10 protein-coding genes are annotated in these 12,252 nt (G+C 58.6%); 3 read left to right on the plus strand and 7 right to left on the minus strand.

From position 1 onward, the window contains the following. The first annotated feature begins 96 nt into the window (after positions 1-96). The gene (gene murC / locus CQR48_RS03045) at positions 97-1,653 is read left to right on the plus strand and encodes a UDP-N-acetylmuramate--L-alanine ligase (RefSeq protein WP_101452185.1); all 1,557 of its coding nucleotides are present in this window, start codon (positions 97-99) and stop codon (positions 1,651-1,653) included. Positions 1,654-2,434: 781 nt separating this feature from the next. After that, positions 2,435-3,298, plus strand: coding sequence for a cell division protein FtsQ/DivIB (locus tag CQR48_RS03050; protein WP_244898921.1), 864 nt, complete (start codon positions 2,435-2,437; stop codon positions 3,296-3,298). 478 nt (positions 3,299-3,776) lie between these two features. Here the strand turns inward: CQR48_RS03050 and CQR48_RS03055 are convergent, their stop codons facing one another. Together CQR48_RS03055 and CQR48_RS03060 are read right to left on the minus strand one after the other, a co-directional pair. After that, a complete protein-coding gene (locus CQR48_RS03055; protein WP_101451971.1) occupies positions 3,777-4,871 on the minus strand; it encodes a 3'-5' exonuclease in 1,095 nt (364 codons plus the stop codon). Between the two features lie 259 nt (positions 4,872-5,130). Next, positions 5,131-6,708: an MATE family efflux transporter gene (locus CQR48_RS03060; protein ID WP_101451972.1), complete on the minus strand. Its 1,578-nt coding sequence runs from the start codon at positions 6,706-6,708 to the stop codon at positions 5,131-5,133. A 116-nt stretch (positions 6,709-6,824) separates the two neighbouring features. On the opposite strand from CQR48_RS03060, the gene CQR48_RS08990 reads away from it, so the two are divergent. Beyond that, positions 6,825-7,082: a hypothetical protein gene (locus CQR48_RS08990; protein WP_143252464.1), complete on the plus strand. Its 258-nt coding sequence runs from the start codon at positions 6,825-6,827 to the stop codon at positions 7,080-7,082. 72 nt (positions 7,083-7,154) lie between these two features. On the opposite strand, the gene CQR48_RS03065 is transcribed toward CQR48_RS08990, so the two are convergent. The 5 genes from CQR48_RS03065 to CQR48_RS03085 all read right to left on the minus strand — a co-directional run bounded on the left by CQR48_RS03065 (position 7,155) and on the right by CQR48_RS03085 (position 12,083). Next, positions 7,155-8,324, minus strand: a complete 1,170-nt coding sequence (locus CQR48_RS03065; protein ID WP_101451973.1) for an XRE family transcriptional regulator — start codon at positions 8,322-8,324, stop codon at positions 7,155-7,157. A gap of 44 nt (positions 8,325-8,368) precedes the next feature. Further along, positions 8,369-9,046, minus strand: coding sequence for a hypothetical protein (locus CQR48_RS03070; protein WP_101451974.1), 678 nt, complete (start codon positions 9,044-9,046; stop codon positions 8,369-8,371). Between the two features lie 170 nt (positions 9,047-9,216). Then, the gene (locus CQR48_RS03075) at positions 9,217-9,675 is read right to left on the minus strand and encodes an ImmA/IrrE family metallo-endopeptidase (protein ID WP_101451975.1); all 459 of its coding nucleotides are present in this window, start codon (positions 9,673-9,675) and stop codon (positions 9,217-9,219) included. Between the two features lie 41 nt (positions 9,676-9,716). Beyond that, the gene (locus tag CQR48_RS03080) at positions 9,717-10,727 is read right to left on the minus strand and encodes an Abi family protein (protein ID WP_180335106.1); all 1,011 of its coding nucleotides are present in this window, start codon (positions 10,725-10,727) and stop codon (positions 9,717-9,719) included. Positions 10,728-10,844: 117 nt separating this feature from the next. Next, a complete protein-coding gene (locus CQR48_RS03085; RefSeq protein ID WP_101451977.1) occupies positions 10,845-12,083 on the minus strand; it encodes a DUF262 domain-containing protein in 1,239 nt (412 codons plus the stop codon). Between the last annotated feature and the right edge of the window lie 169 nt (positions 12,084-12,252).

Raw genomic sequence — 12,252 nt, forward strand, 5'->3', positions numbered from 1 at the left:
GGGATACCGACGGCGGCATACAGGCCGCTACGCCATCATCACACATAATCATGCCATAATAGGGACAGCAACCAAGAGAAAGCGGTGCCTTCCATCATGAATACAGAGCCTATCGTGCTTGACCCGACCGTCGCGGCCTTCACTGAAGACCAGCAAGTCAGCGATTTGGGAACAACCCACTTCATCGGCATTGGGGGAGCGGGTATGAGTGTTCTCGCTGAAATGCTGCATGAGCAGGGTGTGAACGTCACCGGCTCGGACAGGGAGCGCAACGCGAAAACCGAACGGCTCGAAGCCCTCGGCATTCAGGTTGCGATCGGCCAGCGGGCGGACAATGTGCGTGGCGCGTCAACCGTGGTGTATTCCAGCGCCATCAAGCCGGACAATCCAGAGATCGTCGCCGCGGCGGCCCAAGGCTCGCATATCGTGCATCGCAGCGATATCCTCGCACTGCTCATGAACCATCATGATGCGGTCGCCGTAGCCGGTGCACACGGCAAAACCACCACCAGTTCGCTGCTGTCCCATATTCTCGTGCACGCAGGCACCGGTGACCTGGCTGATCCCAGCTACGCGATTGGCGGTACCATCCAAGGCCCAGACGGCCAGACCCTTGACGGCGGACATGCTGGCACCGGGCGCATCCTCGTCGCAGAAGCCGACGAGTCGGACGGCAGTTTCGCCAAATACAGGCCAGCCATCGCCATCATCACCAACGCCGAAGCAGATCATCTTGACCATTACGGCACGCCAGAGCGCTATTGCGAAGCCTTCGTCGCCTACGCTTCGCACGCGCGAGGGCATATCGTCATGACCGCCGACGACCCGGGTGCGCTCGATGTGCTGCGCAGCCTTGATGATTCGGTCATGCACCGCACGGTCATCTACACCACGCACAGCGCGCAGATGGTGCTCGACGCCGTAGCCCAGGCGGCAGGCGCAGCCATCGTCACCATCACCTCAGAAAGCGAGCAGGCAGGCGACGGTGAGGAACGGTTCACCATCGACATGCCCGCCGCGCTCACCGGAGAAGCGCACGCCATTCCAGTCAGCCTCAAGATTCCAGGCATCCATAACGCCCGCAACGCGACCGCCGCAATCATCGCCGCCACGCTGCTGGGCATGGATCCCGATGCCGCCGCGCAAGCCGCGGGAAGCTTCCTCGGTGCGTCTCGCCGCTTCCAAGTGCGCGGATGTGAGAAGCAAGTCACCGTCGTGGACGATTATGCGCATCACCCCACCGAAATCACCGCTCTGCTTAACGCGGCGCGTCGGCGCTACCCGGATGCCGTCATCCGTGTACTGTTCCAGCCGCATTTGTTCTCTCGCACCAAATTCTTCGCACGCGAGTTCGCTGAGGCGTTGGCGCTCGCTGATGATGTGATTGTGACCGGTATTTACCCGGCACGAGAAAAGCAGGAGGATTTCCCGGATATCACCGCGCAGACCATCGTCGATGCCGCCAAGGGGATCGACCATGAGCCGGCGGACTGGATTCGTGCGGTCGACGACATGCATACCGCGGCACTGATGATGGCAATGCGCGCGCATCACGGTGATGTGGTCTTCACCGTGGGGGCAGGTGATATCACCGCCATGGGACCGGTGCTGTTGCACGCGCTCGAGGCGCATCGCGAGAACTGCGGGGATTGATATGCCAGGACGCGTGGCACGAAGCGGGTCTGTCGGCGGGTCATCGCATGACGGGCGGCAACACACTGGGCGCGAACCGCGTTCTGTCGCAGGCCGTGTTCAACCCGGCGCTGGGCGTGCTGGATCCGGAGCCGGTACCGCGGCATCGAGAACGGTGACAGGGAACGCGGCAGCGGGGAGTATAGCATCAGGAAACGCCGCGTCAGGGAACAAGATGCAGTCAGGCAACGTGTCACGAGATGCTCGGATATCGTCGAGCGGTACTTTTCCGCGCGTCGCAAGGCAATCCCGGAGTGTGCCGGGTCCGACCATCCCCGGTATGCCATACGGCGGTGCCAGGGATGCGAACTCATCCAAGCCAGTGTCTCGCAGAGCGGCTTCCGGCCGCGCCGCCTCAGACCGTGGGTCGTCGGGTCGTTCCGTAGCATCCGGACGCGCCACCGTACCTGAACGACGTCCATCGTCATCGGACAATGCAGACGATGTCGGCAAATCCAGTAATACAGGCAATGCCGCGGAGCCTGCCACGAGCCGCCGGAAGCGGTCGTTGCGCGCGATCGTGTCCCGAAATAGGCGCAAGAACGCGGATTCGGATGCTGCCTCCAAGAAGGGTGGAACCCCGAAACAAGGCCGTGTGGCGAGTTCGGCGAAACGCAACAGGATGAACAAATCCACGGATGGCGGCGAACAGGGGAGCGGTTCTGATCTTGTAAGTCCAACGCGACGCGGAAGGAGAGTCTCCGTCGGCGGTGTGTCTGGCACGGGTACGTCCGGAACTGGTGTGTCCAGAGCGACTGGATTCGTGGATGCCAGAGCGTTACAAAGTGAGGACTTGGTCGCCAAAACGCTGAGAGAAAGCACCGGGCCGTTGGGCGTCGCCGCGCGGCCAAAAGTCGTGGATTTCAACGCGCGTGTCAAGGAACGTCGGCATGCCAACACGCTGATGGTTGTCAAACGCGTGGCAATCACCATTGTGTTCATAGCAGCTGTCGTGGGTGTCGTGTGGGCGCTGTTCTTCTCGCCCTTGTTGCGGCTTGACTCCGCGCAAATCACCGTGTCCGGGGCCAACGAATGGGTCAGCGGCAGCAAAGTGGAGTCCATCGCCTCGGCTCAGGCAGGGAAATCCTTGCTTCTGGTGTCGACCAATGACATCGAAACGCAGCTTGCTGCCATTCCTGGTGTCAGCAAGGCGACGGCGACGAAACAATACCCTCACGGCATGCGGGTCGCCATCAGCGCGCAGGAGCCGGCCGCCATGCTGAAAACGCCCGACGGTTCGCTGACCGCGGTCGACGGCAAAGGTCGGGTGCTGAACTCCGTGAAAAACGCCTCGACCGACGGCATTCCGGTCATCGAAGTGAACGATGTAACCAAAAGCCTGAAGAGCCGGTCCGTGGTGACTGCGGTGAAAGTCGTGGATTCACTGTCCGACGCGATGCGGGCGCGGGTGAGCAAAGTCACCGCGCAGACGCAGGATTCCGTCACCACCGAGCTGGACAACGGCAACTACACAATCATCTGGGGGAATGCCTCGCAGATGAAACTCAAGAAAGCCGTGGTCGACAAGATCATCAACGACCCGAATGTGATCGGTGACAAGCATTCAGTGGACGTCTCGGCGCCGCTGCGGCCGATAATTAAGTAGCCGGTTGGCTGCTTCGCGAGCTGGTGTGCAGGCGTGGGGACGACTGTGCTTCGGTGCATCGGTGTGTTGGTGTGTCGGTGTGCCGGTGTGCGGTTGTGTGAGGCAGTGCGGGGTTGTGTGAGGATTCGCTCGCACGGTGACCCATTGGGCTGCGGGAATCACCCTCTAGGGTCGGCTGGGCCGTCATCGTGTGAGGATTGGCTCACACAGTCGCCTGTCGGGCCTGGGAATCAGCCATCCTGATTGGCCTGGCCGTCATCGTGTGAGGATTGACTCACACGGTGACCCATCGGGCCGCGGGAATCACCCTTTCGGGTTGGTAGGGTCGTCATCGTGTGAGGATTGGCTCGCACTCTGACGGGCCGGTAGGCCCCGGGGTGGAGTGGGGGATTGAATGCACTTGGTTGTGTGAAATCAGCATTCGAACCACACCGATGCAGAGCTTGGGGATTCTGCACCAGTGTGTGGCCTGCCCGGTTCAGTCCTCCCGACTGTTTTCAGCGGGCATCTGGAGCCGAAGACGGTATATGCCGTTTTCCCGGTCGGCCTTCGAATTGGGGATGTGCGCCACCATCACTGCGCCTTCAGGTGGAACTTGACCGCGGTGACGTTCTTCTTGGAGCGCGGGGATTCGTCCGATTTCAACACCGTCAAGGGCAACGCACAACGTCGGATGCCCGGTGTTCTTGCCGGATTCGATGATGCCATGGCTGACTGTCACCCACAGCCACGCGTCATACCCGTATCGGCTGAGCACGTCCTGATGCACGGTGTCACCGGAAACGGTGACACCGCTCACAAACTGGTCGATTACCATGCCGTCAGGCTTCGCGTTGACCGGAGTGGTGTTCCGGTTGCTTAGGTACGAGCTGCGCATATAGGCGTTGGTGCGGCGTCGCTTTGTCATGGCATGACGACGGCGCGACTCTTCGACTTCATCGTCGGGCAGCACCACCGGATCTTTCATGTGTTTAAGCTGCTGCAAACACTGCCATGTCTGCCGGGCATCCGAGATTGCACGATGCTCTTCGATTTCATTGATATCGAGCAGTCGCATTACTTCTTGCAACGAGCAGCTGGGAGCGTTGGGGAACATGCGGCGGGACATGGTCATCGTATCGAGAAAAGCGTTGGAAATTTCGCGGCAGCCCAGCAGGCCACCCTCAATATTCAGCATCCTGATATCGAACGATACGTTATGCCCGATAAGCAGCAACGGGCGGATTGCGGTCAGGAACTGGGGGATGACGAATCCGGCGTCAGGCTGGTCGGCGAGATCGGACTCGGTGATGCCGGTCAGTTCCGTGATGCCTGCTGGCAGTCTGGTGGGAGGCTGGATCAGCTGGTCGTATTCGTAGATTGGGGCGTCGTCGCCGATCAGCAGCGCCCCGATTTCGATGATGCGGGCGTCGGCGCCGATGCCGGTGGTCTCCGTATCGAACACGACGGCATCGGCGTTGCCAGCTGCAGCGACGAATGACCACAGTTGCTCAATCGGATCAGCCGTCGACATGCCCCTGTCGGCGGCATGACGTCCATGACGATGCGACGCGCGAAGCCCAAGAGCACTCATGACCTGCCCCTCCAATCATCGCACTGTGACCGGCGTAACCATCGTTGCGATCACAGTGCGATTCCTGTGCAAACGTACACACCGTATCGTGACAATCAGACACGGCATTCGGGCTACAGTGAGCGAGCGGCGGGTGCCGGCTGGGAGCGGAGTATGACGGCGGATTTGCATGGTCCGTGATGCACAATCGCGGAAGGGCTACTCGCGCGGTGCGTGGTGAGATGGTTACAGGTTGCTGATTCGATTGCGATCACACCTGTCATTGCTCGTCTGCAATCACCGCCGGGTGCCGCTTGCTGAACCGCAGATAATACAGCACCGAGCAGATGAGGATTGACAGCAGCGAGCCGAGTGGTGAGGCGCATCCCATGGGGAACAGGTTGTCCGGCCACAGCAAGGATGCCGCATACGCCCCGGGGATGCGCACGAGCAGCACCGACGCAATATTGTGAGCGAACGTGTACAGGGATTTGCCGTAGGCGCTGAAGAACCCGCTGAAGCAGAAGTGAACGCCCGCCAGAATACAGTCGAAGGAGTAACTGCTCAGGTATTGCGCCCCGTACCTGACCACCGCTTCGTCGTCGGGGGAGAAGACGCGCACGATGTCGGCGCCCCAGATCTGGCTCGCGACACACACAAGCGCACCGTACGCTATACACATGGTGATGCCGTATCGCAGCGCCGTCTTGCTGCGCGAATGTTGCCGTGCGCCGGCGTTCTGCCCGGCGACCACCGACACGGTGGACAGCATTGCCGAGGGCACGAGGAACAGGAAGGAGATGATTTTCTCGACGATGCCGACAGCGGCGGAGATTTCCAGTCCGCGCCCGTTGGCGATGGCGGTGATCACGATGAACGAGACTTGGATGCACAGTTCCTGCAGTGCGATCGGCGTGCCGATGGTCAGGATCTGCCGTGTACCGGCCCAATCGTAGGCGAGGTCGGCTTTCCGGACGCGAACGCCGGTGTTTGCGAACTTGAGATAGATGAGGGCCGCCACCACCGAGAACGCTTGAGAGATGACCGTGGCGAGCGCGGCGCCTGCCGCTTGCATGTGTGCGCCGCCAATAAACGCGAGGTCGAGTCCCACGTTGAGCAGTCCGGCGAGGGCAACGAAATACATCGGGTGTCGAGAGTCGCCGAATCCGCGGAATATCGCGCTGATCACGTTGTATGCGACGATGAACGGGGTACCGAAGAAGCAAATGGTCACGTAGTCGTGCGCCTGGCTGAAGGCTTCAGGCGGCGTGGACAGTAGGTGCAGCAACGGGTCGGCGCTCGCTGTCAGGGCGATGGTGGCGATGATTGCGACAAAGGCGAACAGGCGGATGGATTGTCCGATCTGGCGTTGCACCTTGCCCATGCGTCGGGCGCCGATCGCGTGGCTGATGGTCACGGTGATGCCCGTGGTCAGACCGACGATGGTGACGGTCACCAAGTGGGTCATCTGGCTGCCCGTGGAGACGGCTGAGACGGAGTCCGCGCCGTTGAATCTGCCGACGATGAGCAGATCGGCCAGTTCGTAGCAGCTTTGCAGGAAGCAGGTGATGAGATAGGGGATTGAGAAGCGCAGCATGGTGGGGATCAGCGACCCACGGGTCAGATTTCCTTTGAGATTTCCTGTGGTGGAGCGTGCGTCGGTGGTTGCTGGGTGTGCTGAGGCTGGCTGGATGGAGTTGCTGTTTGTGGCGTTCGTGATGTTTGAGGTGCTTGATGCGGCTGTGGAAATTGCGGTGTTTGTGTCGCTTATTGTAGCTTCGGGAATCGCATTGTTTGCAGCGCTATTGGTATCGCTCACGTCGGTTGCGGTATGCCGAGTCTCGCCGGCCTGTGCCATGGTTGCCCTCTCCTCGCGATTTCCGCAGGTCGCGTGGCATGACGGCATGCGGTCGGCCGGTTGAAACCGGATGATTCCATAGGTAACGCCGGCTGTAGACAGGGGAAGGAAGTGGAGTGGCATTATTAAATGCCAAGGCAGTTGACCAATCACTGTTCACGGTAAACAAAAACGCCACCCCTTGCGGAATGGCGTTCGTTGTTCAGTGTAGCTGCGGGGAATTGAACACAAAACCCGAAAACGCAACCGGCGCAACGGCTAACGAGACACACGAAATATCTTTACCACTCTATTTACCACTCATGCAAACCGGCAAACGTGGCGATATCGCAGCAGGGCCACCGTGCCAGGCGTTTATCCGTATTGTGAAATGAAAGCGATTTTAAGGACACGAATCTTAGACCCCGGCGCTCGCAGTATGCGGGCAGCCGGGGTCATTTTTGTTGTTAGTTTGATGATGCCGTGAATTCTGGTTTTTTGAACCGCGGTTCAAGGAATCCGTATTTACGGCCTTCTTCTTGGAGTCCGTCAGCCCAGATGTCTAGGTATCGGAATGGCACGCCCAGTTTATTGGATACAGCGAAACTGTCGATTCGTGATTCCGTTGGGGATACGACCGTTCCGTAGGCTTGTCCTATCATTTGTTTGAATAACAGCGGCGATTCGACGCTGACGGCTACTGGTTCGTGTTTTTTCCAACCTCGCATGCTTATCTGGACTTGAAGTGATTTGGCTCGTTTGGGTTCGATGAGGTTCAGGGCCGAGACTCGCATGACCAGCGCGGATATGGATATTCCCCATCCGGCCTTTGCATCCACGAACGTGCTGATGCTGTCGTTCTTGGCGAAGATTGCTCTTGCGTCGTCTTCCGGCATCAGGAACGCTCCGGCGAATTGGTGGGCTTCGTTTTCCATCTGCTGCCGTGTGAGATGGATCCTGTATTTATGCAGAATCATGTGGCCTAATTCGTGTACTTTGGTGAAGCGGAGCCGGTCCCCGGTGTTGTTGCGTCCGAGATACCCGATCACAGGCACTGGCGTATCCAAGGTCGGGTCCGACACTCCCTCGCTCGTTGTTTTGTATTCCGATTCCTCACCGGAACTATGCATGGGCATCACCGCAATGCCGACGCGTTCCAACGCTCTCGTCACGTTACGGACCGGGCCCGTGTCGGCAAGATTGAGATAACGTCTCGTTTCCTGCGCGATATGGTTTATTTTTTCCATGGAAAGCGGGGTTTCGTCTCTGGGGGCTATATCATCAATCCACTGCAGGTGCGATTTCATCCGAAGGCGCTCCGCTATGCGGCGCACCGTTCCCGCCATGATCTCATATTCAGCGGAAACTGCGTTGATTTCACGGACAAGGGTTTTTGAGGATCTACGATAGGTCAGTTCCGTCGGTGGGGTAGGTGTGTCATCCATGGAGAAGAACGACAGCGGATAGTCCACACACGTGGCGATTTTTTCGGCATCCTCCTTGGCGAACGGGACGATTCGATTTTGGATTTTGCTGATTTTTGCTGTCGATATTCCCGTTCCCTTTGTCAGTTCGGCTTGCGTCTTTTTTTCCAACCTGCGCATGAGGACAATCCGATCTGGATTGTATTCAACCATGGTTGGTTCCTTTCGTTTTATTTGGGCGGACCGTTTCCTTCTCGTCAACCCTTGTTCTCTGCTTCGGTCTTCTTTTCCGAGTGCTTGGTTTCCTCGTCGATCAGGTTGGGGATGAGCATCTCGTTCTCCGGAGCGGCCTCGTACCGTATCTTAGATTGGTCCTCACGATTTCCTAGGAGTGGAATGTCGAGACACGATTTGAGTTTCTTGGCGTCGATGATCTTATGCAGAGTGATGGTTGCATGACCATCCACGATGGTCCATGCAGCAACCAGGTTGACATTTGAGAGGTCAGGGACTAATTCGCCGTCCGGAGAGAAGTTCTTCTGGATTAATTCCGCCGGTAGGCATTTGTGCTGGTTGTATCTTGCCCATGCCGCGACCGTGTTCGCAGGTTTGGGAACGCCTCCGGTGCGGCTGTCGATTGGATGTATCTCCATTCGCATTCGCGTGACCTCGTCTTGCAGATGTGTGTAGTTCGGGTCCACGGCTTTCCAGGTGTTGTTCTCTTGTTCGAGGTTCCATCGGTTGCGGGTCCGCATGTTCACGTTTTCGGCCCGCTTGAGCCGGTATTGCTCTTGCGAGAAAAACTTGGTTTTCTCCATGGTGAGAACATCGGCATAGGACTCTTCCAGAATCCGGATCAGGGGAGTCAGCTCCATCACTCGATCCTTGATGATGTCTTTCTCGTCCTTGCCATACAGATATGAGTATTTGTCCAAGTCGAATCCTTCCGCTGGAAAAACGTGAAAAATAACTGCCGTGGAAAATTATACACCCATTTTATAACTACGGTGTTCGGCCAGAGCGAGGCCGCTGTCTTCGCGCCGGATGCCATGGAACCCAAGAAACCTCTGATGCTCGCGGTATGCGGGAGGCCGGGGGTCTTTCTCTATTGCATGCACACGCCGGAATCGTACAGCAGCTGCCGGTAGTCGTCGATGACCTGCGCGGTCGCCCCCAATTCCACGGCCATGAGCCATGTATTCCCCTCGTAGACCTGTTCGGCGGCCGCGTAAGCGACCGGGCTGACCAGTCGCAGGGCGGTGCGTCTGCGCGCCCTCGCCTCGCCCTTGCCGCCGCACACGCGGTCAAAGTGCCGCACGTGCTCGAGCTCGTGGCAGAGGGTGCAGCGGGCTTGTATGGGTGTGAGCCCGTCATGCAGGACGATCCTGCAGCGAGTCCAGTCGTACACCCCGCAATACCCGGCCGGCAGCTCCTGCCAAGTGACGCGCACGCCCAGACGCACGGCCTCGTCCTCAAGATCCGGCAGAGTAGGCGGGACACCATCCGACGATGACGCCGGACAGTGCCCCACGCCTGCGGTGAAACGCTCCACGACACCGTTCATGTGCGGGACAGTATTCCGCTGTCTAACTGTAAGTGTCCCGCTCATGCGCTCGCCGGATCCCTGCCCACTCCGATGATCTTTTTCCAATCGCCGGGGAACCCCATAGGCGAAAGACTGACACCGTGGTGCGAGTCAATCACCTCGGCGAGCCTGCGCGCCATGCCGGGCCAATCGTCCGGCCATGTGCGTTGGAAAATCCTCATGATGATGACGATGCTTGTGAACACCCTTTTCGATGATCCGCCATGCTTGGTGTTCAGCACCGCCTTGTCGCTGTCCAGTAGTTTGGGGAGCGTGGTCATCATGCGGTTATACACGCGCCTGTGATGCGCGCAGAGGTTTCTCACGTATGTCAGGTGGCGAAGCCAGCTTTGCAGGTGGACTGGCGAGATGTCGAAGTCGCCTGCGATGGCATCGCGAACGGTTCTCCCGTCCGGGTAGCGGGCCGCGTCCGACAGGTTGCCGTACATCCGGGAGATCATGCCCATGGACGTGATCTCGACAACCGCCCACAACGGGAGCATGTGATATGTGTCCATATTGTGTTTGACGCATGGGACGCCTTCGTCGTATGCGCGGTCACGTTCCTTCTCGATAGCCTTCATCGCTCCTTCATGACTGGAACGGTTCTTGAAATACACTGGATTTTCGTATGCCATAGCGGATCCGGTCGCCATGGACAGGTGATAGGCGAGCGAAGTGCGGGCCTTGATCTCGATGCGTGAGATGGCTGTCCACAGCCATAACCGCAATTCGGAGTCAAGACCATAGACCGACTGGATATCGTCAAGCGACGTGCCAGGTATGAACGTGTCGCCGTGCTTGAAGGTGAGCCAGTAGCCGCTGGCCCTGTAATAGTTGACGTCGGACAGCCATGAGGCAGCGTCCTCGGTGTCGCGGATATCCATGCCGCGCGAAGCCATGATGCCGGCCTGCTCGATGAACGTCTTCGGCGGTTTCGGATAAATCGGCGGCTTCGTGTGGTTATGAAACGACCCCGCCTGGTTCGCTGCGCCAGAGGCGCTCGCGTGCGGGGTACTGTCGAGTGTCATAGTATCGGCTCCTTCTCTTGCCTGCAAGCGGTTCGGCGTGTCCATGGCTGTTACGCGGAATCACTTCCTGCCTGTCCCAGTCTGTTGGGGTTTCGGCTTTCATTCAGCCGGCCGGTGTCATTTGGTCGTGTTGGTCTCGGTATAGTACCGGTAGGCCGAGTCGAAGGATTCGGTGAACAGGAGGTGGAGCACTTCCATTGCGTTCTCATATGCGGCCTTGGTGGATACGCGTGAGGTGCTCCAGAACAAGGCACGGTAGACGGGCGCCTTGCGTTTCTCGAATTCGGTCGGGTCGGCCGCGTACTCGTCGCCGAAGTATTTGGCGAACGCGACCTTGTCCGAGTCGCTGGTGTTGAACGCCGCGAGTTTCGCCGCGAGGATGCTGAGTTGTTGGAGGCGGGTGAGCGCGTCCGGTGTGGAGAAGTACCCCGGCGTGTGCAGGGACAGGCCGAACACGAGTTTGAGCAGCCGTTTCGGCGAGTGGATTCTGCCGACCGATCCGGGCAGGTTCGCGATGGCCGTGATGCCGGTGTTCAGGTCGTTGATGTGGCGTGTCTGGTCGGCGGTGAGCGGCGGCATGTTCTCCACGAAGGAGATGACGGCCTTGTCGCTGGAGTTGAGCTGGATGCGGTCGAACCATGTGCCGAGCACGGAGTAGTAGGTCTTTTCGAGTTCGGCGCGTTTGAATCCGGTGCACCCCGTCTTGGCGAGGAACCTGTCGGCGGGTATCCTGGCGAAGTACTCGTACATCGGGTTGTCGGGCAGCGCGTTGATGATTTCGCCGGCGCGGAGTTTCTCCTGGTTCTGCAGGACCTTGAAGTAGTTGCGTATCTGGGCTGGGTCGGCGGCCTGCATGGTGTAGACGGGGATGTTGTATGCGTTGAAGTTCATGCGGATGCTTTCGGGCAGTTCGTGGAAGGACAGTCGTTTCGACGTGTTCATGCGTGCGAGTCCGTCTGGGTCGGAGTCGCCGACGATCCGGGTGATGATCTCCTTGGCTTCGGTGGTGGCTTTCCTGCCGAGCCTGCACCAGTCGTCGTCGCTGCCGATGGATTCGTCGATGTGGCCTTCCTCCATGTACCGGTAGATGGTGGTGAGGCGTTGTTTCCCGTCGACGAGTTCCTGCCGGGCGTTGCGTTCGTTGGGGTGGTCGAGGTTGTTGATGACGATGTTGCCGATGGGGTAGTTGAGGATGATGCTGAGGATGAGCTGGTCTTTGTATTCGTTGGACCAGATGTATCCGCGCTGGTAGTCGGGGGCGAGGTCGAGCCCGTTGGCGCGGACGTTCTTGATGGATGTCATGAGTGACATGATGGGTAGTGATGACGGGGTGATGTTGAGTCGTTGGAATACCATGCGCGCTCCTTGCTGATTGTGTTGCCTGCATCCATGATAACACTATAGATTCTATAGGTTAAAACGTTTCAGAATCTACAGCATCCACACTGGGAACGCTGACAAGTCAACAGTTTCGCGATTACATGCGAGAACAAGCAACACTAAGAATCTAAAGCATCACGACATG

The organism is Bifidobacterium thermophilum (genome assembly GCF_002846655.1).
GTDB classification, from domain to species: Bacteria; Actinomycetota; Actinomycetes; order Actinomycetales; family Bifidobacteriaceae; genus Bifidobacterium; species Bifidobacterium thermophilum.

What these genes read in the sequence shown, in the direction of transcription:
- CQR48_RS03085 (WP_101451977.1), bottom strand. Translation starts at nt 12,083, where the DNA reads ATGGTATTCCAACGACTCAACATCACCCCGTCATCACTACCCATCATG.
- CQR48_RS03065 (WP_101451973.1), bottom strand. Translation starts at nt 8,324, where the DNA reads ATGGTTGAATACAATCCAGATCGGATTGTCCTCATGCGCAGGTTGGAA.
- murC (WP_101452185.1), top strand. Translation starts at nt 97, where the DNA reads ATGAATACAGAGCCTATCGTGCTTGACCCGACCGTCGCGGCCTTCACT.
- CQR48_RS03075 (WP_101451975.1), bottom strand. Translation starts at nt 9,675, where the DNA reads ATGAACGGTGTCGTGGAGCGTTTCACCGCAGGCGTGGGGCACTGTCCG.
- CQR48_RS03060 (WP_101451972.1), bottom strand. Translation starts at nt 6,708, where the DNA reads ATGGCACAGGCCGGCGAGACTCGGCATACCGCAACCGACGTGAGCGAT.
- CQR48_RS03080 (WP_180335106.1), bottom strand. Translation starts at nt 10,727, where the DNA reads ATGACACTCGACAGTACCCCGCACGCGAGCGCCTCTGGCGCAGCGAAC.
- CQR48_RS03055 (WP_101451971.1), bottom strand. Translation starts at nt 4,871, where the DNA reads ATGAGTGCTCTTGGGCTTCGCGCGTCGCATCGTCATGGACGTCATGCC.